Origin of the sequence: Clostridium sp. 19966 (genome assembly GCF_032335695.1) — a bacterium.
GTDB lineage: Bacteria > Bacillota > Clostridia > Clostridiales > Clostridiaceae > JACTOJ01.
The window spans coordinates 103,942-126,476 of record NZ_JACTOJ010000012.1; the positions used below are offsets into that span (position 1 = coordinate 103,942).

General features: G+C 33.4%; 28 protein-coding genes and 2 pseudogenes. 11 read left to right on the forward strand and 19 right to left on the reverse strand.

The features are described 5' to 3' along the window. Positions 1 to 50: 50 nt before the first annotated feature. A complete protein-coding gene (locus IAI10_RS13735; protein ID WP_315673852.1) occupies positions 51 to 593 on the forward strand; it encodes a cysteine hydrolase family protein in 543 nt (180 codons plus the stop codon). A gap of 77 nt (positions 594 to 670) precedes the next feature. Here IAI10_RS13735 and IAI10_RS13740 read toward each other — a convergent pair whose 3' ends face one another. From IAI10_RS13740 to IAI10_RS13790, 11 genes are all read right to left on the reverse strand, one after another. Continuing rightward, on the reverse strand, positions 671 to 1,096 hold the full coding sequence (locus IAI10_RS13740) for a pyridoxamine 5'-phosphate oxidase family protein (RefSeq protein WP_315673853.1): 426 nt from the start codon (positions 1,094 to 1,096) through the stop codon (positions 671 to 673). A gap of 20 nt (positions 1,097 to 1,116) precedes the next feature. Further along, positions 1,117 to 1,812, reverse strand: coding sequence for a DUF2461 domain-containing protein (locus IAI10_RS13745; RefSeq protein WP_315673854.1), 696 nt, complete (start codon positions 1,810 to 1,812; stop codon positions 1,117 to 1,119). Between the two features lie 3 nt (positions 1,813 to 1,815). Then, positions 1,816 to 2,274: a MarR family transcriptional regulator gene (locus IAI10_RS13750; protein ID WP_315673855.1), complete on the reverse strand. Its 459-nt coding sequence runs from the start codon at positions 2,272 to 2,274 to the stop codon at positions 1,816 to 1,818. Between the two features lie 147 nt (positions 2,275 to 2,421). Beyond that, a complete protein-coding gene (gene ahpF / locus IAI10_RS13755) occupies positions 2,422 to 3,951 on the reverse strand; it encodes an alkyl hydroperoxide reductase subunit F (protein ID WP_315673856.1) in 1,530 nt (509 codons plus the stop codon). Positions 3,952 to 3,962: 11 nt separating this feature from the next. Next, positions 3,963 to 4,526 carry an alkyl hydroperoxide reductase subunit C gene (ahpC, locus tag IAI10_RS13760; RefSeq protein ID WP_315673857.1) on the reverse strand — a complete coding sequence of 188 codons (564 nt, stop codon included), beginning with the start codon at positions 4,524 to 4,526 and terminating at the stop codon, positions 3,963 to 3,965. A 284-nt stretch (positions 4,527 to 4,810) separates the two neighbouring features. Further along, a complete protein-coding gene (locus tag IAI10_RS13765; RefSeq protein WP_315673858.1) occupies positions 4,811 to 5,554 on the reverse strand; it encodes a LytTR family DNA-binding domain-containing protein in 744 nt (247 codons plus the stop codon). A gap of 17 nt (positions 5,555 to 5,571) precedes the next feature. Beyond that, a complete protein-coding gene (locus IAI10_RS13770; RefSeq protein ID WP_315673859.1) occupies positions 5,572 to 5,766 on the reverse strand; it encodes a hypothetical protein in 195 nt (64 codons plus the stop codon). A 25-nt stretch (positions 5,767 to 5,791) separates the two neighbouring features. Next, positions 5,792 to 6,775, reverse strand: coding sequence for a flotillin-like protein FloA (gene floA, locus IAI10_RS13775; RefSeq protein WP_315673860.1), 984 nt, complete (start codon positions 6,773 to 6,775; stop codon positions 5,792 to 5,794). Between the two features lie 62 nt (positions 6,776 to 6,837). Further along, complete coding sequence (locus tag IAI10_RS13780; RefSeq protein ID WP_315673861.1) at positions 6,838 to 7,350, reverse strand: hypothetical protein; 513 nt, start codon at positions 7,348 to 7,350, stop codon at positions 6,838 to 6,840. A 36-nt stretch (positions 7,351 to 7,386) separates the two neighbouring features. Beyond that, positions 7,387 to 7,887: an NfeD family protein gene (locus tag IAI10_RS13785; protein WP_315673862.1), complete on the reverse strand. Its 501-nt coding sequence runs from the start codon at positions 7,885 to 7,887 to the stop codon at positions 7,387 to 7,389. A 93-nt stretch (positions 7,888 to 7,980) separates the two neighbouring features. Continuing rightward, positions 7,981 to 8,838 (reverse strand): Spo0B domain-containing protein, encoded by an 858-nt coding sequence (locus IAI10_RS13790; protein ID WP_315673863.1) that lies wholly within the window; start codon positions 8,836 to 8,838, stop codon positions 7,981 to 7,983. A 213-nt stretch (positions 8,839 to 9,051) separates the two neighbouring features. Here IAI10_RS13790 and IAI10_RS13795 point away from each other — a divergent pair, with 213 nt between their 5' ends. Further along, positions 9,052 to 9,510 carry a MarR family transcriptional regulator gene (locus tag IAI10_RS13795; RefSeq protein ID WP_315673864.1) on the forward strand — a complete coding sequence of 153 codons (459 nt, stop codon included), beginning with the start codon at positions 9,052 to 9,054 and terminating at the stop codon, positions 9,508 to 9,510. A gap of 76 nt (positions 9,511 to 9,586) precedes the next feature. Next, positions 9,587 to 10,423, forward strand: a complete 837-nt coding sequence (locus tag IAI10_RS13800; RefSeq protein ID WP_315673865.1) for a hypothetical protein — start codon at positions 9,587 to 9,589, stop codon at positions 10,421 to 10,423. A gap of 17 nt (positions 10,424 to 10,440) precedes the next feature. On the opposite strand, the gene IAI10_RS13805 is transcribed toward IAI10_RS13800, so the two are convergent. Continuing rightward, on the reverse strand, positions 10,441 to 11,268 hold the full coding sequence (locus IAI10_RS13805; RefSeq protein ID WP_315673866.1) for an endonuclease/exonuclease/phosphatase family protein: 828 nt from the start codon (positions 11,266 to 11,268) through the stop codon (positions 10,441 to 10,443). Between the two features lie 240 nt (positions 11,269 to 11,508). On the opposite strand from IAI10_RS13805, the pseudogene IAI10_RS13810 reads away from it, so the two are divergent. The 3 genes and pseudogenes from IAI10_RS13810 to IAI10_RS13820 all read left to right on the forward strand — a co-directional run. After that, a pseudogene (locus IAI10_RS13810) lies at positions 11,509 to 13,050 on the forward strand (GxGYxYP domain-containing protein); the annotation flags it as partial. A 174-nt stretch (positions 13,051 to 13,224) separates the two neighbouring features. Further along, positions 13,225 to 13,539 carry a hypothetical protein gene (locus tag IAI10_RS13815; protein ID WP_315673868.1) on the forward strand — a complete coding sequence of 105 codons (315 nt, stop codon included), beginning with the start codon at positions 13,225 to 13,227 and terminating at the stop codon, positions 13,537 to 13,539. Positions 13,540 to 13,810: 271 nt separating this feature from the next. Further along, entirely contained in the window at positions 13,811 to 13,972 is a 162-nt protein-coding gene (locus IAI10_RS13820; protein ID WP_315673882.1) for a hypothetical protein, read from the forward strand. A gap of 177 nt (positions 13,973 to 14,149) precedes the next feature. Here IAI10_RS13820 and IAI10_RS13825 read toward each other — a convergent pair whose 3' ends face one another. Beyond that, positions 14,150 to 15,373 carry an FtsW/RodA/SpoVE family cell cycle protein gene (locus IAI10_RS13825; RefSeq protein ID WP_315673869.1) on the reverse strand — a complete coding sequence of 408 codons (1,224 nt, stop codon included), beginning with the start codon at positions 15,371 to 15,373 and terminating at the stop codon, positions 14,150 to 14,152. Between the two features lie 83 nt (positions 15,374 to 15,456). Then, a complete protein-coding gene (locus IAI10_RS13830) occupies positions 15,457 to 15,798 on the reverse strand; it encodes a helix-turn-helix transcriptional regulator (protein WP_315673870.1) in 342 nt (113 codons plus the stop codon). A gap of 155 nt (positions 15,799 to 15,953) precedes the next feature. On the opposite strand from IAI10_RS13830, the gene IAI10_RS13835 reads away from it, so the two are divergent. Next, positions 15,954 to 16,442: a GNAT family N-acetyltransferase gene (locus IAI10_RS13835; RefSeq protein WP_315673871.1), complete on the forward strand. Its 489-nt coding sequence runs from the start codon at positions 15,954 to 15,956 to the stop codon at positions 16,440 to 16,442. A gap of 78 nt (positions 16,443 to 16,520) precedes the next feature. Further along, positions 16,521 to 17,438 carry an AraC family transcriptional regulator gene (locus IAI10_RS13840; protein ID WP_315673872.1) on the forward strand — a complete coding sequence of 306 codons (918 nt, stop codon included), beginning with the start codon at positions 16,521 to 16,523 and terminating at the stop codon, positions 17,436 to 17,438. A 41-nt stretch (positions 17,439 to 17,479) separates the two neighbouring features. On the opposite strand, the gene IAI10_RS13845 is transcribed toward IAI10_RS13840, so the two are convergent. Both IAI10_RS13845 and IAI10_RS13850 read right to left on the reverse strand, forming a co-directional pair. Then, complete coding sequence (locus IAI10_RS13845) at positions 17,480 to 17,638, reverse strand: hypothetical protein (RefSeq protein ID WP_315673873.1); 159 nt, start codon at positions 17,636 to 17,638, stop codon at positions 17,480 to 17,482. Beyond that, a complete protein-coding gene (locus IAI10_RS13850; protein WP_315673874.1) occupies positions 17,622 to 18,107 on the reverse strand; it encodes a hypothetical protein in 486 nt (161 codons plus the stop codon). The genes IAI10_RS13845 and IAI10_RS13850 overlap by 17 nt, the downstream gene beginning before the upstream one ends. 37 nt (positions 18,108 to 18,144) lie before the next feature. Between IAI10_RS13850 and IAI10_RS13855 the strand changes: the two genes are divergently transcribed. Together IAI10_RS13855 and IAI10_RS13860 are read left to right on the forward strand one after the other, a co-directional pair. Continuing rightward, a complete protein-coding gene (locus tag IAI10_RS13855) occupies positions 18,145 to 18,459 on the forward strand; it encodes a DeoR family transcriptional regulator (protein ID WP_315673875.1) in 315 nt (104 codons plus the stop codon). Beyond that, on the forward strand, positions 18,435 to 18,821 hold the full coding sequence (locus tag IAI10_RS13860) for a hypothetical protein (RefSeq protein ID WP_315673881.1): 387 nt from the start codon (positions 18,435 to 18,437) through the stop codon (positions 18,819 to 18,821). Before IAI10_RS13855 ends, IAI10_RS13860 begins: the two co-directional genes overlap by 25 nt. 459 nt (positions 18,822 to 19,280) lie before the next feature. Here the strand turns inward: IAI10_RS13860 and IAI10_RS13865 are convergent, their stop codons facing one another. The 3 genes from IAI10_RS13865 to IAI10_RS13875 are packed head-to-tail and all read right to left on the reverse strand — an operon-like array spanning position 19,281 to position 21,667. Further along, on the reverse strand, positions 19,281 to 19,847 hold the full coding sequence (locus tag IAI10_RS13865) for a DJ-1/PfpI family protein (protein ID WP_315673876.1): 567 nt from the start codon (positions 19,845 to 19,847) through the stop codon (positions 19,281 to 19,283). 18 nt (positions 19,848 to 19,865) lie between these two features. Further along, positions 19,866 to 20,690 (reverse strand): DUF2785 domain-containing protein, encoded by an 825-nt coding sequence (locus IAI10_RS13870; protein WP_315673877.1) that lies wholly within the window; start codon positions 20,688 to 20,690, stop codon positions 19,866 to 19,868. A gap of 53 nt (positions 20,691 to 20,743) precedes the next feature. Continuing rightward, positions 20,744 to 21,667, reverse strand: a complete 924-nt coding sequence (locus IAI10_RS13875; protein ID WP_315673878.1) for a YafY family protein — start codon at positions 21,665 to 21,667, stop codon at positions 20,744 to 20,746. 510 nt (positions 21,668 to 22,177) lie between these two features. Here IAI10_RS13875 and IAI10_RS13880 point away from each other — a divergent pair. After that, a pseudogene (locus IAI10_RS13880) lies at positions 22,178 to 22,535 on the forward strand (hypothetical protein); the annotation flags it as partial.

Genomic DNA, 22,535 nt, shown 5'->3' on the forward strand with positions numbered 1-22,535 from the left:
ATAAAACTATGTTTTAAAAATACTCATATATTGAGAAGGGAAGTAATTTCATGAGTAATATAGCTTTAATAGTGGTAGATGTGCAGAATGCTTTAATGCAAGAACATCCTTATAATGAGCAGAAAGTGCTTCAAAACATTAAAAAACTTATTTCTGCTGCAAGGGCTAATGATAAAGAAGTTATACATGTACGCCATGATGATGGAAAAGGCAGCGATCTAGAGTATGGCACAGATGGATGGCAGATTTATGCTGATATCGCACCAAAAAACAATGAAACAATTTTTGAGAAGCAGTACAATAGCGCCTTTCATAAGACAGCATTGAGAGACTACCTAGAGAGTAAACAAATAGACTCCATTATGCTGGTTGGACTTCAAACAGAATATTGCATTGATGCTACCTGTAAAAGTGCTTTCGATTATGGATATAAAATAATTATGCCAAAAGAAACAAACTCTACTTTCGATAATCAATATTTGTCTGGTGAAAAACTTTTTGAATTTTATAATTACAGCATTTGGCACAAGCGCTTTGCCGATGTGATCTCAATGGAAGACGCAATTAATATACTTGATACAAAAAATGCTTAGCTGCTTCAACACTAAGCATTTAAATTTAGAATTTGTTATTAAGTAAGAGTGAAGAGTTTAGGTAAAAATCGGCTCTTTTAAGAGCCAATTTCAAAGGTTGTATTATGCAAAGATTTATAATAATTTCCCCATTTAGGAGTAAAGCATAAAATACAATAATCTGGATCAGTGACTCCTAGAGGATAATATACCTCGCAGCCTTCTGACCAAAATCTTTCCTTTATTTTAGGCTCTTCTATAACCTCTATATTTCCAACCAGCATTAATCCTGACCAATTATCAAAATCACTAAAATACACACATGCCTTTGGATTTTCTCTAAATTGAGCCACCCTTTTGGTTGAGGTATTAGTACTAAACCAAACCTTTTCCAGGCCTTCATTTTCTATCTTTATCATAGATTTAATATTGGGAAATCCATCTTCTCCATTTGAGCCTACCATAGCAAATTTACAGCTATTTGCAAGTTCTAAAGCTTTAAGTATAACATTTTCTTCTTTCATTTAAATACACCCCTATTATCTTAAAATTCTTTAATACTATATAGATAATGATAAAATTCTGCTAATAAAGCAAAGTTTGTTTTCAATTCAGTTACTAGTTCTTCCTTGAACAAAGTATCATCAATATTTTTGTTATTTACTAAATACAAGCTTTTTCTTTGGTACCAATCCAATATATCCTCTGGCTTGCCTTTATCCAAAATCTTTTTATATCTATCGCCTTCAAGAACAAAAGTATTCTGTTTGGAATAAAAACTTACTGCCTTTTTAAATTTTTCTAAGGAAGCGTCAATTTTACCTCTAAACAATTCCATGGTATGAGGATCGGCTGAGAAGAATCCCATGCCGTATCTATAGGAATTAGGTGATATTTCAAAGAAGAAAGCAGGACTAGAGCTCCAATTCTTTGATGGTCTTTTAAAGGTAATCCACATAGTATCTTTATATGGGGATTTATCTTTTGAAAATCTTGTGTCACGATATATTCTGGATATAGTCTTACCTGCTGAAGGGGTTACCTCCATAAGCGGATCAATAGATAATATGTACTGGCTCATATCCATAACTAAATATTGCAGTGGAGTTAATAATAACTTTTTATAATTATCCTTGTTTTCCTCAAACCAAGCTTTGTTATTGTTTTGCTTCAACTCCCTCAAAAATTCTATTGTTTCTTTTGAAAAACCTTTGAAATATTTTGATTTCTCGTTGTTCATATGCTATTCTCCTTTCTTAAAGATATCTTCAAATTCATATAGGTTGTTATAGATTCTCTTTAGATAACTCTCAAACACATCAATTTCGGCCTCAGAAAAACCTCTATAAAAAAGCTCCACCATATCCTTAGAAACTTGTTCATAGCCATCCTTTAACTTTTCATTTTTCTCTGTGAGCTTTATTATAGTTTTCCGCTTGTCTTCTTCTGATGGAATTCTTAGTACATAGCCTAGATTCTCAAGTCTCTCAAGCATGCGAGTAAGCGTTGATTTCTCCAGTGCAGTTTTTCTTGCTAGTTCCTGTATGGAAATTCCATCATTTTGCCATAGAACAAAAATTATTCTTCCCTGGGCTGAATTTATTTCGTAAAGGTCGTAGCTCTTAAGCTTCTTAGTAAAAACCCGCTGCGCCAATTGATGTATTTTAGAGATTAAGAAACCTCCCTGTCTTTTTTGTGGCATATTCCTCTCCTTAAATTAATTCACTGCATGCAGTTTTTCAACTAGTTGTATATGCAACTAATTTATATGCTTATTATAGTTGTATATACAGTTAATGTCAACACAAAAAAAGCCATCCTGCTAACTCTTAGCAAAATGGCTTTTCAGTTAATTTCTTATTAAATAATCAAAGGCACCTAAGGCTGAATTTGCACCTGAACCCATAGAAATTATGATCTGCTTGTATGGGCTATTAGTGCAATCTCCTGCTGCAAACACTCCTGGTATGTTTGTAGCACCATGGCTATCAACAATTATTTCTCCCATTTTATTACGATCAACTGCTTCCCCTAACCAATCGGTGTTTGGTACAAGTCCTATTTGAACAAATACTCCTTGAAGCTGAATATGCTTAACTTCTCCAGTTTCACGTTCAATATAGCTTATACCTTCTACCTTGTCAGTACCAGTAATCTCTTTGGTTTGAACATTCTTCAGTACTGTTACATTGCTTAAGCTGTAAAGCCGCTTTTGAAGCACAGCATCAGCTTTCAGTTCAGGCATAAACTCCATAACAGTTACATGGGCTGCGACACCTGCAAGATCAATGGCTGCTTCAATACCAGAATTACCACCGCCAATAACCGCCACATGCTTTCCTTTAAATAAAGGACCATCACAGTGAGGGCAATAGGTGACTCCCTTGTTTCTGAACTCTTTTTCTCCTGGTACACCCACATTCCTCCAGCGAGCACCCGTTGAGATAATTAAAGCTTTGCTCCTTAAAACAGCACCGTTTTCAAGCTCCACCTCAACAAATTCCTTTTTCTCTAAATTCTTAGCCCTCTGTGAGCTTATCACATCTACATTATATTCCCTAACATGTTCCTCAAGGCTGGCTGCCAGCTTAGCACCTTTTGTGTATTTCACACTTATGAAATTTTCAATACCAACAGTGTCTAGAACCTGACCTCCAAAGCGTTCAGCAATAATACCTGTGTGTATGCCTTTACGTGCCGCATAAATCGCTGCACTTGCTCCCGCCGGACCTCCTCCTACAACAAGCATGTCATAAGGCTCTTTATCATTAAATTCTGATAAATCCGAGGTACTTCCCAGCTTAGATAGGAAATCTTCCACCGTCATACGACCGCTGCTAAAAGCTTCACCATTTAGAAAAACTGTTGGTACTGCCATTATGTTTTTGCTTTCAACCTCTTCTTTAAACATAGCACCATCAATCATGGTATGAGTAATATTAGGATTAAGAAGGCTCATAAGATTAAGTGATTGTACTACTTCTGGACAGTTATGACAAGTTAAGCTTACATAGGTTTCAAAATGATATTCACCTTTAAGGCTTTTAACCTTATCTATGACTTTTTCATCCACCTTTGGTGCTCTTCCGCTTACCTGCAGAAGAGCTAGCACCAAAGAATTAAATTCATGTCCCAAAGGAATACCTGCAAAGGTTATACCAGTATCCTCACCAATACGATTTACACTAAAGCTAGGCGTTTTAGGCAATTGTACTTTCTCCACCTTAATTCTGGAGGACATTGAAGCTAATTCCTCCACTAAAGTCACCATATTGCTGGAGGCTTCATCTGAGCCTGCACTGACTTTAATCAGTATATCGCTCTCCAGCAGTTGAAGGTATTGGGATAATTGCGCCTTTATATCTGAATCTAGCATCATAGGCTTACCACTTAAATCTTTCCTACTAGATCGAGGCTAGGCTTAAGTGTTTCAGCTCCTTCTTTCCATTTTGCTGGACATACTTCACCAGGATTATTCCTAACATATTGTGCTGCCTTAATCTTGTTTACAACAACGCTTGCATCACGTCCTATTCCGCCAGCGTTAATTTCCAAAGCTTGAATTATGCCGTCTGGATCTATAATGAAGGTGCCACGATCAGCAACACCGTCCGCTTCTATTAATACATCGAAGTTGCGGGATAAAGTATGTGAAGGGTCTCCAATCATAGTATAGGTGATTTTCTTAATGGTTTCTGAACTGTCATGCCAAGCCTTGTGAGTATAATGAGTATCTGTTGAAACTGAATATACTTCAACTCCAAGAGCCTTTAATGCTTCATAATTATCTTGTAAGTCCTCTAATTCAGTTGGACACACGAATGTGAAATCTGCTGGGTAAAAGCAAACTACACTCCACTTTCCTTTGAAGCTTTCCTCTGTAACGTCTAAAAATTCTCCGTTTTTAAATGCGGATGCCTTAAATGGTTTTACTTCTGTTCCTACTAATGACATAATTATATTACCTCCTAAAATTCTTTTATATTTAATTTTTATGTTTTCTAATCAATAATTATTATTGTTTAATAATTATTATACTCATATTGCATGCTTTGTCAATTAGTTTTACATAAATTTTCTAAATATATTTGCAAGAAATGCCTATGCTGAAAAATGTTAATAAAGGCTTTGATAGCTCTGAAGCTCTAAGCTATTATCAAAGAGGTTTTAAAATAAAGCAAAAAATAAAAGATATCCAAATTGATACCTTTTATTTTACCCTCTATTATTTTTCTTTATTATATACTGAAAAGTTTTTTAATTTCTTCGTATTTTTCATGAGTAAGCAGTGCATCCTTATCCGTGTTTTTAAGCTTAACTATATAAGTCCATCTTCCGTATGGGTATATTTTTGTTATTAAGGACAAATTTATTATATAGGACTTATGGCTTCTGAAAAATTGAGAAGGATCTAACTTTTCCTCTATATCTGATAAAGAAATAGAAGTGATGAAGCTGTCGGTTTTTGTATATATAACAGTTGAACTTTCTTCTCTCTGCACCAAAACTATTTCCTTTGTATCCACAAAGCTTATCCCTTCCTTATTTTTTATCATAAGTTTATCTAAGCCTTTTTCCTGCTTTATTATCTTATCTATGCCATCTCCAAAGGCAGGTCTATTTAACTTTTTTATCCTATCCAGAGTCTGCATTACTCTCTCCACCTTGAAGGGTTTCACCAGATAATCAAAAGCGTACAGCTGAAAGGCATCTGACATATATTCCTGGTGCGCAGTAGCAAAAATAATTATGGTTTTAGGATCTATATCCGCTAATACCTTTGCATATTCTATACCGCTTCCTCCAGGCATTTCGATGTCAAAGAACACCACTTCAGGGCGATGCTCTCTAAATATGCTTATAGCCTCTTCTCCATTATCCGTATCACCAATGACCTCAAACCCTCCGGATCTTTCCAATATCTTTTTTATTACTGTTCTCATACCCTTTTCATCATCAACTATAAGCACCTTTATACTCATTTTAAATTCTCCCACTTTTAAAGCATATTCCTTCTTCTTCTCCTATTTTTACTTCTTGGCTTTCCTACTATTTCTGAAAGTACGATGGCCTGCTGAAGTCTCACGGAAGTTAAATCTTTTGTGATAGAATCTATTATGCCCATCTTATTCTTTGAAGTCTTCTGTGGGCTGATTTCAGAATTGCTATCTACATTATCCAAAACATATTTCATATTTTTTCACTCTCCAAGAAGCTTATTATTTATTTCCTGTTTCTTTATTTCCGCTGATTGTTCTTTGATTTTTATTTCCCGCATTTGAAATAGAGCTTCTCATACTTGTATCAGCAATGACATTCTGCATATCATAATAATCCATTATTCCTAGCTTTCCTTCTCTAAGGGCATAAGCCATGGCTTTTGGAACCTCTGCTTCAGATTCTACAACAGCAGCTCTCATTTCCTGTTCTTTAGCTACAGCCATAGCTCTTCTTTCTTCAGCCTTAGCCTGAGCTATATTCTTATCTGCCTCTGCCTGAAGAGTTTGAAGCTGAGCTCCTATATTTCTTCCCACATCTATATCAGCTATATCTATAGATAAAATTTCGAAAGCTGTTCCTGCATCTAAGCCCTTGCTAAGCACTGTCTTGGAAATAGCATCCGGATTTTCAAGAACTATCTTATGGCTGTCAGAAGAACCTACAGTGGTTACTATACCTTCACCAACTCTTGCTAAAATTGTTGCTTCACCGGCACCTCCAACTAATCTTTCAAGGTTAGCTCTAACAGTTACTCTTGCCTTAACTAAAAGCTCGATACCGTTCTTTGCCACTGCTGAAACATTAGGTGTTTCAATCACCTTTGGGTTAACGCTCATTTTAACTGCATCTAAAACATCTCTTCCAGCTAGATCTATGGCAGCTGCCTTTTCAAATTTTAAATCTATTTGAGCTCTATGGGCTGCAATTAAAGCATTTACAACATTGTCTACATTACCACCAGCTAAGTAGTGAGCCTCCAGTTGATTAACTGTAAGTCCCATACCAGCCTTTGTGGACTTTATGAGAGGAAGTACTATTCTTGATGGTATAACCCTTCTCAGTCTCATACCTACTAAGTTGAATATGCTTACCTGAACATTTGCTGCTAAGGATGATATCCAGAGTCCTACTGGTATAAACGTAAGAAACAAGGCAATAAAACAAACTACCGCAATAACAATTATGAGTAAACTAGCATCCATTAATAATCTCTCCTTTTATACATTAATTATATATTTTAGAGGAATCTAAATAAATGATTCCTTTAATTCATTGAAATTATATCAGCTATCTTCCAGCTTCCATTTTCTTTCGTAACTGAAAGAGTTCTGCTTTCCTTGGCTAAAGTTGTTTTTTTAGTATCCTGGTTTGTTTCTTCAAGTTGCATGTCATATTTATAACTTATGGTAGTCTTATCTTCATTAAATTTAGAAATCTTTAAACTATTTATCTTTTGAAAATTGTTATTCTGAAAAGAATTCCTTATTCTTGTATAAGATAATCTGCTTGTATAAAATGCTTGATACGACTTATCCGTTAAATATTGCTGAAATTTATTAGTATTTGTTTCATAGAGCACGTTATTCTCACTAAGCTCAGACTCAGTGGCGCCCTTGGTCATTTTATTGTAGTAGTCATAAGCACTTTTGTCTATAGTGTAATACGCAGTTAAAAAGTTTTTTATGACAGCTTCACCCTCAAGATTATCATTTTTGCACCCAGTAAACATAAGCATTAAAATTGATAATATTGTCGTAAAAACTATTGTTTTTTTCATAACGGCTTCCTCCCAATAAATCCCCAATACAAATAATTATTTCTCAACTAAAGGCTTAACTAATAATTTCACTCCTGTGACTTCATATATCTGAACTTCGGTACCTTTAGAAATATACTCCCCATTAGAAATCACATCAAATTTAACCCCATCTATATCCACAGAGCCAGATGGTCTTAAATCTGTAGTTGCAATTCCTTTTTTTCCAAGAAGATATTCTAAATCTGAAGAGCTTATATACCCATGCTCTTTTTTTTGCTCATCTGGAAGTATCAATGGTTTAAATAGCTTTCCCTTCGAAAAAAAGGTCATCACCAGTCCTAGCATGATTCCCAGTACAGCTAAAATTCCTAATGCCATAACCAATGCTTGACCAAAGTTTTGAGCTGTAAGTGCCACCGCTAATACTAAACATATAGCTCCTAAAATTCCAGGTACACCAAAGCCCGGTATATGCATTTCTAAAAGCACAAACCCGAAACCTATCATTAAAAGGGTAAAGGTCAGAATTGTTATATTGGGTAAAAATACACTCATTTTTTATACCTCCTTCCTTGTATATATAATATAACCGATATTATAGGACAGTAATATAAAACTTCTAAACTATACATTTTTAAGGTTCAAATGTCATTTATGACTATCCTTCGGTATTAATATTTCAAAAGAGGTTTTTTCTTCCGTTGAAGTGACATGTACTGTACCATAAAAAGTATCAACTAATTCTTTAACTATAGCAAGCCCCATACCTTCTCCCTTATCGCCCTTAGTAGTAAATCCAGCTTTAAATATGTTTTGCAGCATTTCTTTAGGTATCCTTGCCCCGTTGTTGGATATGTTCACTTTTATATTTTCCATATCCTCTGAAAGCTCCACAAGCATATACCTATTGTCAGTCTTAAACCTCAAAACAAATATGGCATTATCTATTATATTTCCCAGCACCCTGCAAAATTCCCAGGGTTCCATAGCAAGATTCTTTAAATCACTTTTTATCTCCAATTCCATGTCTATATTATTTTTCTCTGCTACCTGCAGCTTTGCCTGTAAAAGGGCATTAACAGCTGGCTCTGAGGTTTTTAGTGCCTTGCTTACTTTCACTATATCCTTATACACAGGCTCTATATATTTTTTTGCCTCCTCAAATTCTTCCAGCTCCATCAAAGAATAAATAACTTGAATATGATTCAAATAATCATGCCTTTGGGCTTTTAAGGTTTTATTTAAGCCTTCAAGATAATTTACGGTATCTATTAAATTATTGCTGCCCTTTTTGAATAGAAGATTGTAAAACATAATTCCTGTAATGACACCGTTAATTGCTATGCTGATAGCAACAAAATTAATAATATAATTCCATTGAATCATATGAGGATTTTTGTTTTTGTAATATATGAATAAAGTCATAAACACCAGCTGACCCAAATTTAATATTATGGATACTAACACTATTTTAGATATGTCAAACTCTCTTTTCTTAATTGACATTTAGATTTCACCTCACATATAGATTCAAAATATATTGTACCATATTATACATTTTCTTTAAATTGTTGTAACAATTAATTATTTATATATAAAGCATAAATAGTTATCTGAAAAAATAGCCTTTGTTAAAAAACAGTAAAATTCATTGACCTTCTGTCGAAAAGGTAATATATTATCTATATAGGTAATACATTACTTATTTAAGGAGGCATTATGAAAAAAGCAGAACTACTAAAAAACAAGAAATATATATTTGGGGCTCTTTTTATAGCTTCTAACAGGATAGATACCCTTATGGAAAGAGAGTTTGCAAAATTTGATATTACAACAAAGCAGTGGTTTCTCTCTATAATACTTGATAACTTATTTGACAAGCCACCTACAATAAAAGAACTGGCAAAGCAGATGGGCAGCTCCCATCAAAATGTTAAGCAGATTGCTTTAAAACTGGAACAGAAGGGCTTGCTTTCTCTGGAAAAAGATTCAGAAGATGCTCGTGCAACTAGACTTAAGCTTACAGAAAATGCCTACGAATTTTGGGATAATATCAGAAAAGAAGGCAATTCCTTCACAAAAGAATTGTTTAAAGATATAGCTAAAGAAGATTTAGCCGCTGCTAGACGAGTAATGGAAAAGCTTCTATCAAACATTGATGAAATGGATAATAAATAAGGCTCTGTTTTAAAAGAATGTAAAAATCAACACTTATTTAAAACAGAGCTATAAATAAAAGAGAGGATTGAAATTTATGAATAGCGATTTAAAACTCAAGAATGAAAATACCTATTTACTTTTCACAATCCCCATAGTTATACTTGTAGTAATTTGCAGCAGCATAGGAATCTGGCATGAAAGAATCTATTCCAAGGAGACCTTAGACTGGCTGTCTCAAACTGTAGGACAAGATATTTCCAATTTATTTTTTATATCCCCAATCCTTATAATTTCTGCTTTTTACTCTTCTAAAGGAAGCAAAGCTGCCAAAATTATATGGATTGGTACCATGCTTACTAACATTTATTCCTATGTTATTTATTGCTTTGCATTACACTTTAATTTTTTATTCCATGTATACTGTTTAATACTTGGATTATCAATTTATGCAGTGATCTATTGTTTTATTAAAAATAAAAATGTAGACTTCAAAGAATGGTTTTCAGAAGTCACTCCTACCAAATCAATGGGAATTGCACTATTTGTAATAGCCCTTCTGTTTGTTTTTTTATGGCTGTCAAATTCACTGCCTCAAGCTTTAAATAATACCGTGCCAGATAACATTAAGCAAGATGGTCTGCTCACTAATCCGATACATGTTTTAGACCTATCTTTTTATCTTCCCCTGATGTTTATAGCTTCCTTTAAGGTACTAAAGAAAGAAGCTGAGGGCTACCTGTTGGCACCTATGATGATGGTTTTTGGAATTTTAACCAATATAAATATTATCTGCTTAATGATAGTTTCCATGCAAAAGGAATCTATAAATAACCTGCCCCAAATCGTTATATTCTTCATCCTTGGAATAGTCTGTATAACTTTTTTACTGAACTTTTTAAAAAATATTTCAAGGGAGCCGAATGATATCTAAAATAAAATATAAAAATATTATTCTATAGCTAAATCACACAGCACAGGAAAATGATCTGAGGGATATACTCCAGCTTCATTATCAGGAAGAATTCCGTAACGCATAGGCTTAACTTGTCCAATGTAAAAAACATGATCTATAGCTCTAAATACCCTGTCATTTTCCTGCTGAAGGCTGGCTGCCTCCTTTATATAGGAATCCATCAAAAACTTATGATAAGTGAAAGGCAGCCCATAGCAGATTATATCCCTCTCCTTGTAAGCATCTTTAAATCCACAAGCTAAGAGCTCCTTATAAGCTGAGAAATCCTCTGCTGAATTAAAGTCTCCACATAATATTATTGGTTCATCACAGTTCTTAGCTGTTAACTCATCATATATTAAATTAGCACTGTTTTTATTTGCTTTTTTGCCCACATGATCGTAATGGGTATTGGCTACTAAAAAAGACTTTTTAGATAAATTATGCTTAAGCCTCTTCCACACTACAGTACGCGGCAATTTAGCATCCCAGCCTATGCTTCCCGCAATTTCAGGCGTTTCTGATAGCCAGAAATATCCCTCATTTTCTAGAGTGAATATATCTTTTTTATAGAATATTGGCACTTGCTCACCGGACCCTTTTCCATCATTGCGTCCCACTCCAAAGCAAGAATACTCCGTGAAGGCCTCTGCTAAATAAATCTTTTGGTGCTCAAGAGCTTCCTGTATGCAAAATATATCAGGATTATAATACTTTAATAATTTTACAATCTGCTCTCTTCTTCCCTCCCAGGAGTATGGAGCTTCTTTCTTCTTATCTACAAGTATATTAAAGGTCATTAATCGGATTGTTCTTTTCTTCATGCTAAACTTCCTTTCCTACTTATTATTGGTGTATATAAGAACTGTTTAAATCTCATACTATAGCTATATTTTAAAAAGATGTTGCTATAGAAGGATGCGGTATCGATGCATAAAAAAACAAAAAAAGTTTTATCTATTTTGTTAGCCTCTTTATTATCTATTTTACCTAAAAATACAATAAGTTCAAATCAAAAATCTTCTCTATCAATTAACACTGCTTCAATTAGTTCAAAGTCCATAAAATGTAATGCTGTTTTCCATATGAATACCTCTCACAGCTATCTAAAAAACCCAGTTAAACCTGAATCATTATATATTATTCCTCTAGACCTGATAACACCTGGTGAGAGAACTATGGTAGCTGCTCTTCAAGGGCTAGTTAATCCAAAATGCTCTTCTCAGATATATACGCTTACTAATTCACAACCTGACTATAAAATATGGCTGGAGAATCTAAAAAGTGATTACGGAGTTTCTTATAAAATACTTTCAGATCCTTGGCAGCTATTAAACATCTATAGAAACTATATAGGCGGATATATACTTTATAGCAATAAATCCCCAAAGGATCCTTCCATAAATAACGCCTGCTCCCTTGCAGCTTTAAATGATGCAATAGTTATCGATGCATCCATGGAGCAGAAAGTAAGGCATCAAGGCGTAACAAAAATTGTTGGAGACTGCAGAAATACCGATGAAAACTGGGCTTATAACAATCTGTGGAATAAGGGATTAAATCTCTCTACAGTAATTCAGCTTTCCCCTGACAAAGACGCCCCTCTAAGAGATTATGCCATAATGGCCAAATGCTTAGTGTTTTATGAAGATAGTGTTTATAAAACAGTCCTAAGAGACAAAATTTTTTCTTCCATGGAAGGTAACTCTATATGTTTAGGCTGGGGACCAGACGAATTTGTTAATGTAAGCACAGCATCAAAATACGGTGTAGGCGTTATCGCTGCAGATTGGTCTTATAATTTAACCTCCTTGAGTGCTTTTCCATCAATGCCTGCTACAAAAGAAGCCTCCCTACCAATTTACAACGAAAAAGATGTTCACTATGTTACTTTCTTAATGTCCGATGGAGATAACCAACAGTGGTATCTTGGAAATAACTATAGCTCTTACAAATGGTTTGGCTATCCAAATAAAGCTAAGCTTAATTTAGGCTGGTCTATAAATCCATCTATATTTTATTTAGCCCCCACAGTTTTTCACTTGTATTTTAATAGTTTAAGCAATGAAAATAACAACAATAACTTTGTTGTATCCCCTTCTGGAAACGGATATATGTATCCTAGTAAGTTTGATAAAAATAAACTTAATTTATATATTGAAACATTAAACGATTATATGGGAAAAGTAGATGAAAAATATGCAGCTATAATAGATGACTCTTCTTTCAATAATGTAGAGCTCTGGGATAAATTCACTAAAACCTCCAATATTGAAGGGTTATTTTATCTGGACTACCACAGGCAGGATAATTTTAAAGGAAAGATACTATGGTCAAATAACAAGCCCATAGTATCTTGCAGGGAGCTTCTTTGGCGTTCTCTTGAAAATGAAAAAGAATTAGTTGAAAAAATTACTGCTAGAGCAAATTCCGGAAAAACAGATGCAAGTACCTGGGAAGCTTACACTTTTGTGTATGTCCACGTTTGGACTAAAACCTCTAATGATGTAGAAAAGGTTGTAAACACCTTATCACAAAATGCTAATATAAAAATAGTTACTCCTGATACATTTATGGAGCTAATAAAAAAGAATGTTGCGCATTAACACAAACTACTTTACAATTATAATCAATTTATTATACAATAATATCACTTAATTCCATAATTAGGAATATATTTTTGCATAATGCTTTCTTGGAAAGCTGTATTCTATAGTATCTAAATACCACTTCTTTAAATAACATAAATCATTCTATTTCTATTGTTATGGAGGGTTCATATGAAAAAGAAATCAGTATTAATTTGTGTCATTGCTGTGGTCTCTATAGTTGGAATTTCCTTGGGTTTCTTTTTCTTCAATAAACAAAATAGCATAAAAAATTATCAAAAGATAGCTTGGAAAGCATTAGACGAAAAATCCAAAGCTGAAATTATAGGAACTATGCATGATGGAGAAGTAAAAAATGAAACTATCAATGGTCAGCATAAGATTTACATTTCCTACCACGCAAAGGATGAAGGAACTTTAGGACCTATAACTGTAATCATAAATCCAGATACTAAGAAATCAGAGGGAATCAGTGTACGAAAATAGAAGGATTTTTAGGTGTTACATTTTGTATGAACAAACATTTGTTATGAAATATAATCTGTCAGAGGATTCCCTGCACTGTATCAATGTTAACTTATTAACTTATCTAGCTATCTGCTTCCAATAAATCCCCCTATATGTCTATTCATAATTATGGTACAATATCCAAGTAAAATATGATAACCGCAGATGGATGGCTGCGGGGGTTTTGAACTTTTTATCCTCCTGGGATATTGGTGAGTTAATTCACTATAGCTAGGGGGTGGTATTGGATATGCTAGATTTGATTGTAAAAAGTTTTGCAACTATTTATATTATTAGAATAGTTCTAAAGTATGATCTCTTTATTTCTAAGTTGATTATCAAGATAAATTTTCTTGGAATTCACATAGAAGTTAACAGCAAAGAGAAAAAGCACCCATCCTGCAAAGAGTAGTGCTTTAAGCTCTTAAATTCATATATTCTATTTTATCCAATAGCCCTAAAACAAAATAAATGTTCTAAGGATGCTTAGTGCTACCAACACTAAGTATTTCTTATTTATATTATACCAAACTTTTTAAAAAATAAACATGATAATTTTTACTTCTTACCCAAGCTAAAAATTATATATTTAACTCTCAATCTTCTCTTTACCCATATCTTCTTCAATATAGGATAAACTTTTCCCCTTGTATATGCTCATTATCAAACCTATAGCTATCATCTGAATCACAAGCTTTGAACTTCCATAGCTTATAAAGGGTAAGGTTATTCCTACGATAGGTGCAAGACCTGCTGTCATAAGCACGTACCAAATAAATTCTATAGTAAAAATACACATAAAGCTTTGAATTATAAGTTTTCCGTAGCTATCCTTCACCGCCTTTGAGGCTAAAAACATCCTGCCTATAAAGCTTAATATTAAAGCTATAACTATTATTCCAGCGATTAATCCAAAAGTATATATTATATACGTAAATATAAAGTCACTTTCTAAAGATGGAACAGCTGCTTTAGGAAAAGTGAAGCCATTTCCAAAGAGTCCAGCCTGTTTTAATAATGTTCTAAGCTGATTGTACATATACCCATCACTTTTGATATTCATAAACGAAGCAAGTCTATTTATAAAATAATTAGTATTGGAGTTAGTCACCCATAAAATACCCAGAAAAGCAAGCCCTAAAATAATCACCATGAAGTAAGGCTTAAACTTTAAAATAATCATAAGCATAAAAAACATAGCAAAATAAATTAATGCTCCCATAGTCACTGAAAGACTTATATAGAGCCATGTAGGAACAAATAACGCTGCCAATATTATAATGCGTCCCTTTACTCCTTTTCCCTTAAATTCATCTAATAGCTTTGGCAAAGAAATGCCGAATAAAAATAAACTTATTTCTCCCATATCAATAGAAAATGGTCCTATATATAACCAATTTCTAACTCCGTGCATTGGCAGCGCTATAAATAATTGAAGAAATAATATGAATGTTGTACCTACAAAAATTTTTATAGCGTACTTCTCTAGGATCTTATAATCAAAGAAATATAATGCTGCTAAGAAAGCATAGCTAAGTAAAGTAAAAACTGCAGTTTTAATTAAGTATCCTTCATCTAAAGAAGTATTTACACCACTTACTACAATGGAAATCATAGCAATTAATCCAATAAAGGTAAACAAAATAGTGATTATAAGTATGCTCCACTCTGGTGCTGCCTTATGAGTTTTATTCAGCTCTCTTCCTATTATATCTGCTTCTCCCATTTCTGAAATTGCTCTAGAGTACGCCTCTTCCTCGGTCATATTTTGATATGTAAGTTCGTCGGTCTTCTCCTCTATATGGTTTAACAATTCCATCCTTATTTATTTGTGCGCTTTTTTATATTTTATATGGCTGCAAACTTCCTGCATGTACTGCTCAACTTTAGAATTAATCACCCTTGAACACATCCTTCCCATATAACCTTATCTACAGCAGTTCTAAAGGCTTTCCATTCCTCCTGCTTCTCTTTTAAAATCTCTTTTCCACCCTTTGTAATTTTGTAATATTTTCTCTTCCTGCTGCCTTCAGCCTCCAGCCAGTAACACTCCACAAACCTCTCTTCCTCTAAGGAATGAAGTATTGGATACAGCGTCCCCTCTTTAAATTTAAATATTCCCTCAGACTTCAGCTCAATCTCTTTTATCATCTCATAACCATACATATCTTTTCTGTCCAAAAGAGTAAGTATCAATATAACCGTGCTTCCTTTTAGTAGTTCCTTGTTTATTGCCATAAATTCACCTCTCCTTATATACCTAGATTTACGATACATAGTATATCTAGGTACAGTATAACTTGAAGTTTTGTTAAATGCAACATAATATTGGTATAAATGTTATAATAATTTATATGCTTTAAAAATATTATCTCAGAGTTGGGAGGCATAATATGGAAAATACATTCACCGTAGTAAGAGGAAATGTTGATGCTGTGATTAGCATTTTAAAAGAAGTTTCAAGCTGGGGTCCTTCTGTGGGACTCAATCTTTGGAAAGAGGAATATCTAACAAAGGATAAATTAATGGCTAATGCCACTTATGAAGACTTTTGTGTTGGACAAGTAGATGGTGATAATGCCTGCTGCATGATTCTGCAGTGGAAGGATGATTTATTTTGGCCAAAAGCAAAGGAAAATGAAGCAGGCTATGTTCATAAGCTTTGTGTTAGAAGACCCTATGCTGGCAATAGCTTATCCAAAAAACTTATTGACTATGCTATAGAAGAGTGTAAGAAAAAAAACGTGCACTATCTAAGGTTAGACACTGGCCTAGCAAATACTAAGCTGTGCGCCCTTTATAGAAGCTATGGCTTTGAAATAGTGGATAAAATAGTACTAGAAGATAGAGGTGCTTTCGCTCTATTTGAAATGAAAATATAGATAAGTTCTTCTTTGCAATTCATATCAAAATTATTCAGTTATTATTTGATATATTTGATTTGAAGGGAGTGAAAACAGATGTATGAATGGAATGAGATTGTTCAAAGGATAGTTGACCTGATAGATGATAACATTGAAAATTCTTTAACCCTTATAGAAATATCAGAAAAGATTGGTTACTCACCCTTTTATTGCTCGAGGCAGTTCCATGAAAAAACTGAGATGACCATTAAGGAGTATACCGCTGGAAGAAAATTATGTTTTGCAGCCATTGATCTTAGAGATACCTCTCAGCGTATTTTAGACATTGCTCTTAAATATAATTTTTCATCGCAGGAAGCCTTTTCTAGAGCCTTTAAAGAAAAATTCCATGTTACGCCGGCAGTCTATCGCCAATTTCCTAGACCTATTCCATTGCCTATTCGTAAAGAAGTTTTTTCACCCTACCATTATATTGTAAAGGAGAATTTATATATGGAAAGCAATAATTTATATCAAGCTCAGATAAAATTCGAAACACTGCCAGCCCATAAATTTATTGGAATTCGTTCCATTAATGCTGAAGGCTATTGGGATATTTGGTCTTGCACCAACGCTGATTGCGATTATGTAACTGGCATTAACGAAAGCATGCTGCCTTTAGCCATAAATAATCAAGCAAATCTAGGGGGCTGGTTTTATAAAAATGGTAAAAAAGGCTATCTCTACGGTATGCTGATGCCCCAGAATTACTCAGGAGAAATTCCCGAAGGCATGGAATGTATTGATATACTCGAATCTGAATATCTGGTATTTTATCATCCACCTTTTGATTACATGAGAGATAATGGAAAGGTCATGGGTATTGTAGAAAGCTTGGCTTGGAATTTTGATCCTGCTCCCTTAGGCTATGAATGGAATGAGGTTTGCTGCCAGGATTATCAGAGACATTATCCAGAGGTACTTGGATATGCCATTTTGAGACCTGTTAAAAAAATTAGTGCTACTGCAAAATAAACCTTTAGTGATAGAGTAAGAGGATAATAGTATTACTCCTCTTATCTCTCATCAGTGATAATATGCTCCACATGATTTGGCAGGTTAGTTAGCTTCTCAGAAAAAAAGCTAGGAAATGTCTTGTATCTTGATAGCTCTTTTATTGGAAGCCAATGCATATATTCCTTAAAACCACCTGAGAAGCTATCTATCAATTTCATAGTTTATGCCTGTTTCTTCAAAAATTGGGTAATGTGGATTTTTAAAAGGCCAAGAACTTTCTATCCAAGCCTTAACTTCCTTATAAAGCAATTTATCCGTAGCTTCATCTCTTGTCCACATAGTTATTTCAGCATCATACTTGTCTGATGGATCAATGTACAGACAGCCTAAGCAATTTTCGTTATATTCATCGAATACCGTATAAGCAAAAGCAGTTCTTTCATCAAATTCCTTCTGGTGCCGTCTTAAATCTCTCTCATCCTGCTCAAGGGTTAAGGTATCTTCGGGCCAACCATTGGTATACTCTTCTGGGTAAAGAGAATGAATATGATCCTTGGCCTCCATAACGGCAATATAGTCCTTTTCAGTATCCTGCACAGTAAGCTTTCTTATTATAAAGTTATCTGCTTTATATATAATTGGAACTATAAATTCCTCTGGAACAAACATGAATGTGAGTGAACGCATATTTGTGCTTAAAATATACAAATAGGAGTCATATTGCATGTTTATTGAAGAACGTCATCAAGAAATTTTAAAAATTGTAAATGAAAAAGGTAGAATCTCCATCGGAGAAATACAAGAAATATTTAATATTTCTGTGGATTCCGCAAGACGTGATTTAAGAATTCTAGAAGAAAAAGCCTTGCTGAAAAGAACCCACGGAGGAGCAATCCCACTTATGCAGGTTGGTTTAACTCCTCCAAGAGTTAGAGACATGAAAAATATGCAGGTATATGATAATTATGCGGCTATTGCAAAAAAGGGGCAGAATTTGTTAAAGAAAATGATATTATATATCTTACAAGTGCCTCCTTAGGTTTTATCATTCTTAAATATCTACCAAGAGATATACACTACACTCTGGTTGTTAATTCTGTAACTCTTGCTGAAGAATTAAAATATTGGGATAATGTTTCTGTATACATTGTTGGTGGCAAAATGCGTCAACATGGTACAGCTTCCATTGTGGATAGCTTTGCCACAGCCTTTGTAAAAAATATGCACTTCGACTTAAGCCTTATGTCTGCTGGCGGAGTGGATGCAGAGTTTGGATTATCAAATGGAACCGATGAAACTGCTACCTTTCAAAGAGCTGTCATAGAAAATACTAGAAAAAACATCTTATTAATGCCTAACCAAAAATTGGTTTCCAAGCATTTATTAAGGTTTGCGATGTAAATAAATTTGATACTCTAATAACCGACTGGGATGCTTTAGAAGAGGAATTAGTTAAAATTGAAGAAACTGGTGTGAACATAATTGTAGCTGAAAAGGAAAACTAAGAATTATTTATTAATACAGTATCTATTTCTAGCTAAAGAAGCTGTCGCAAAAAGATATTTATTTTAAGATATTAAGATAGGCTTCGTAAGTGATAAATTTCAATTAAGAAGTAAGAGGTAAAAATTAATAGTTATTGAGGAAATCGTCTCTTTGTGAGCCGATTTCTTTTAATTTACTCTTAAAGCGATTTGCTAAAAGAGAAATAATAATTATAAATTTATAAAAAATTCATCAACGTTGAATTTTTTACCTTTATTTTTACTTCTTAATTTTTATTTATTAATTTGTTCTTATCTATTTCTCTTTAAAATAACTTTATCTTCATTGTGCGACAGCCCCAATTTAATATTATCTTTATTCAGCAGACTTTACATTCTTCAGCCAGTTATATGCCTCTTTTGCTTCTTTGGCATCTTCATAAACCTTCATCAATTTGTGCAATTCTATAGCAAATTCAGCATAGGCTTGGCCAATTGCGGTTATACAGTTTCCATCCCTAACAACATCCTCCTGCGCAATAAAAATCTTTTCATATATATGTTTGTTGTTTTCATTTACTCTAAAGCCCTCACTGTCACCATTAGCTCTTTTGTAATCAAGCAAACCGTAATACGCCATAAGCTCTGCTCCACCGCAAATGCCAGCGATAAATTTATTCTTTTCATTTAGTTTTGAAATAAATTCCTTCAGCACAGCATTTCCATAAAGCTGCACTGGATCTCCTCCAGGAATGATAAAAAGATCAATATCCTCTGGTTTTAATTCCTGTATTGTCTTGTCTGGCAGATACTTTTGATTTTCTTCGCTTATATAAATACGATTTTCTAAAGCGGCTGAGAAAAAGCTGTCCCTAAACCCGTTAAGAGCAAGCACCACCTCAAATTCGCAAAAGCCATCATAATAAAAAACACATATATTCATTCTAAATCCTCATTTCTTTTATAATTTCTTAAGTAGTTCTTTTATTTTCTCAACAATAAAGCTTGAAGCCTCTTGCTCTGATAATCTAAAATATAGGCTTCTTAGAAAGCCTTTTATATTTACCTTTAGATGATAGGTGTCCCTGCTTCTATTCCTTGAGGGTTCAACACTAAAACCTTGCAGCCAATCAATTATTTCTGAATTAATAAGTATTTTTCTGTCCAAGGTGCTCTTCACCGCCGTAACCATTCTTTCACTCTCTTCATCCACATAAACATAATAGCCTATGCACATTTTATCCCTTATTGCAGACAGAACCTCTAGTAAATCCTCCTTATTAAAGCAATCACACTGAACTAATTCATCTAAAGCATCAGCTGTATGTGCTGCAGAATGTGCCCAGCCTTTTATCTCTACATACCCTCTAACATCCCTCTCCTGCTTCATATATTCTAAAAGCTTGTTCTTTGTTTCGTATAAGGTTTCTCGTGATAAAAAGCTCTGTTTTCTATGCTCATATATGATAAGTGCAACTATTAATGCTGAAAAAGTTCTTGAAAAAACAGCATCCTCATCTTCATCACATACTCTATAAAAAAGATGTGTGCTGTCCAGGCTAATATTCAGTAATTTCTCAAGCTGCTGGTGGGTAAAGCTTCCACCAGTAATCCAGTGAAATAAAATGCCGTAAATCAGTTCATCTCTAAGCTCAGAATCTAGTGAGCCTATATTATCCATCATTTCTAATGCCAATGGGAAATAGTTTTCTTGCTTTTCTAATACATAATTATTCTCTTTAACGTTTATAAGCTTTTCTTTTAAAATACTTTCCTCATGTTTCATTGAATATCACCTCACTTTTTCCATTATAAAACACAATGACTGACACCTATATGTCAGTCATTGTACTTTGTATATATATTTTTTATGTATTCAAACATATCTATTCTTAATTCTCTTGGAGAAATTACCTCACATTCACTGCCAAAGCTTAGAATGAATTTTTTCAGTCCTTCCTCGTAAGGAAAGAAATCCTCAACTATAAAGCTTCCATCCTCTAGAGCTTTAATGGTATCCTTTGAAAAATACTCACTTAGCTGTTCCCCTATTTTATTAGAAAACTTTAAGGTTACTAAAATACTATTCCTTTCGTAGCTAGCCTCAAATATTTTTTCTATTTCCTCTATAGAAATATTTCTCTTTATGAAGATGTCCGTTAGCTTCATATTTTTTACTCTCACAAGTTTAAACATTCTATAGTCATTTCTTTCTTTGCAGAATCCAATTATATACCAATGTCCACTAGAGAATTTTATCTGAATTGGCTCCACTATTCTCTTTGAGTATTCCATTCTTCTATTTATATATTGAAATTCCAGCAGTTTATTATTTTCAATTGCTTTATTTATCAAAAATAAATACTCTCTAAGTTCCTGCTCCATGCTGAAGTGAGACATATTTATACTAAGTTTTTCATATTCTTCAGTTCTGTTGTTTTGCAAAGCTTCAAACTTAAGGACTATATCATTGAATTGCTGGTTCTTTCCAAACAAAACTTTTAAATTCTCCATTACTGCCATGAGAGGTTCCATTTCTCTCTTGCTAAAGAATAGATTATCCAGATTGTAGTTTTCCAAGATATAATAACCTCCGCCTTTCCCACTAGCAGCAGCTATAGGCACATAGGTTTCGCTTATCTTTTCTATGTCACGATATATTGTTCGTACAGATACCTCAAAGTGCTCAGCAAGCTCTTTTCCTGTTACCAAACCCTTTTGAGAAATTATTATTAAAATTGACATTAATCTATCTAATCTCATGGTATCCTCCATTTGATTTTCTATTTTGGTCCAATTATTAAAAACATAATCTTTCTATTTCTAACTCACCATATGATCTAATATAACAGAACCAAGACCTTAACTCATGATACTGTCCACTTAATTATTATCATTAATAATTCTATCCACTATTTAAGTAAAAAACAAAAACCCTCGGAATTACTCCAAAAGGTTCAATTTAGGATAAAACTATTTAATTGGTATTTTTTTACATATGCTTTAGTAGAAAAGTACCAAAATACCATATTTTATTTAATATAATAATGGTATCTTATTGTAAAAATACAATATTGTCAAGTAACAATTAAAAAATCTATAAAAATACCTCTTCAATTTGGACCAAATATCTTATTAATCAATAGAAGGCAGTAAACGAGCATTATCTAACATTTCTTTTGATGTGAATCTACGTTAAACTTTAAAAGACAATTCTAGTATTAAAGACTTATAAAACATAAGCTTATACTTATTATATGAGGAGAAATAATAATGAATTTTAATTTATTTAAAAATCGCAATTTTATACTTTATTCATTAGGACAAGGAGTTTCTAATTTAGGAAGTACTATGACCTTCTATGCATTATCACTTTATGTGTTGGGGCATACCAAATCATCAAGTATGTTTGCTTTTATTTTATCCGCCAAATATATTCCCCAAATTTTCTTGTATCCTTTTTCAGGTGTTATTGTTGATAAGATCGAACGTAAAAAATTATTGATATTTTTCGATGGGGTTAGAGGTTTATTTTTATTATTAATGCTATTTATGATTTATGTAAATGGAGAAATTAGTTTATTAATGATATATTCTATTGTATTTACATATGCAATTGTAGATACTTTTT

Excerpts from the sequence above, each read along its gene's own strand:
- IAI10_RS13805 (WP_315673866.1), bottom strand. The coding sequence starts at position 11,268 with ATGAAGAAAAGAACAATCCGATTAATGACCTTTAATATACTTGTAGAT.
- IAI10_RS13820 (WP_315673882.1), top strand. The coding sequence starts at position 13,811 with ATGCTAGATTTGATTGTAAAAAGTTTTGCAACTATTTATATTATTAGA.
- IAI10_RS13855 (WP_315673875.1), top strand. The coding sequence starts at position 18,145 with ATGTTTATTGAAGAACGTCATCAAGAAATTTTAAAAATTGTAAATGAA.
- IAI10_RS13770 (WP_315673859.1), bottom strand. The coding sequence starts at position 5,766 with ATGAAATATGTTTTGGATAATGTAGATAGCAATTCTGAAATCAGCCCA.
- ahpC (WP_315673857.1), bottom strand. The coding sequence starts at position 4,526 with ATGTCATTAGTAGGAACAGAAGTAAAACCATTTAAGGCATCCGCATTT.
- IAI10_RS13830 (WP_315673870.1), bottom strand. The coding sequence starts at position 15,798 with ATGGCAATAAACAAGGAACTACTAAAAGGAAGCACGGTTATATTGATA.
- IAI10_RS13875 (WP_315673878.1), bottom strand. The coding sequence starts at position 21,667 with ATGAGATTAGATAGATTAATGTCAATTTTAATAATAATTTCTCAAAAG.
- IAI10_RS13765 (WP_315673858.1), bottom strand. The coding sequence starts at position 5,554 with ATGAGTATAAAGGTGCTTATAGTTGATGATGAAAAGGGTATGAGAACA.
- IAI10_RS13780 (WP_315673861.1), bottom strand. The coding sequence starts at position 7,350 with ATGAAAAAAACAATAGTTTTTACGACAATATTATCAATTTTAATGCTT.
- IAI10_RS13845 (WP_315673873.1), bottom strand. The coding sequence starts at position 17,638 with ATGAAATTGATAGATAGCTTCTCAGGTGGTTTTAAGGAATATATGCAT.
- IAI10_RS13800 (WP_315673865.1), top strand. The coding sequence starts at position 9,587 with ATGAATAGCGATTTAAAACTCAAGAATGAAAATACCTATTTACTTTTC.
- IAI10_RS13865 (WP_315673876.1), bottom strand. The coding sequence starts at position 19,847 with ATGAATATATGTGTTTTTTATTATGATGGCTTTTGCGAATTTGAGGTG.
- IAI10_RS13785 (WP_315673862.1), bottom strand. The coding sequence starts at position 7,887 with ATGAGTGTATTTTTACCCAATATAACAATTCTGACCTTTACCCTTTTA.
- floA (WP_315673860.1), bottom strand. The coding sequence starts at position 6,775 with ATGGATGCTAGTTTACTCATAATTGTTATTGCGGTAGTTTGTTTTATT.
- IAI10_RS13850 (WP_315673874.1), bottom strand. The coding sequence starts at position 18,107 with ATGCGTTCACTCACATTCATGTTTGTTCCAGAGGAATTTATAGTTCCA.
- IAI10_RS13795 (WP_315673864.1), top strand. The coding sequence starts at position 9,052 with ATGAAAAAAGCAGAACTACTAAAAAACAAGAAATATATATTTGGGGCT.
- IAI10_RS13790 (WP_315673863.1), bottom strand. The coding sequence starts at position 8,838 with ATGTCAATTAAGAAAAGAGAGTTTGACATATCTAAAATAGTGTTAGTA.
- ahpF (WP_315673856.1), bottom strand. The coding sequence starts at position 3,951 with ATGATGCTAGATTCAGATATAAAGGCGCAATTATCCCAATACCTTCAA.
- IAI10_RS13740 (WP_315673853.1), bottom strand. The coding sequence starts at position 1,096 with ATGAAAGAAGAAAATGTTATACTTAAAGCTTTAGAACTTGCAAATAGC.
- IAI10_RS13840 (WP_315673872.1), top strand. The coding sequence starts at position 16,521 with ATGTATGAATGGAATGAGATTGTTCAAAGGATAGTTGACCTGATAGAT.
- IAI10_RS13745 (WP_315673854.1), bottom strand. The coding sequence starts at position 1,812 with ATGAACAACGAGAAATCAAAATATTTCAAAGGTTTTTCAAAAGAAACA.
- IAI10_RS13735 (WP_315673852.1), top strand. The coding sequence starts at position 51 with ATGAGTAATATAGCTTTAATAGTGGTAGATGTGCAGAATGCTTTAATG.
- IAI10_RS13815 (WP_315673868.1), top strand. The coding sequence starts at position 13,225 with ATGAAAAAGAAATCAGTATTAATTTGTGTCATTGCTGTGGTCTCTATA.
- IAI10_RS13835 (WP_315673871.1), top strand. The coding sequence starts at position 15,954 with ATGGAAAATACATTCACCGTAGTAAGAGGAAATGTTGATGCTGTGATT.
- IAI10_RS13870 (WP_315673877.1), bottom strand. The coding sequence starts at position 20,690 with ATGAAACATGAGGAAAGTATTTTAAAAGAAAAGCTTATAAACGTTAAA.
- IAI10_RS13750 (WP_315673855.1), bottom strand. The coding sequence starts at position 2,274 with ATGCCACAAAAAAGACAGGGAGGTTTCTTAATCTCTAAAATACATCAA.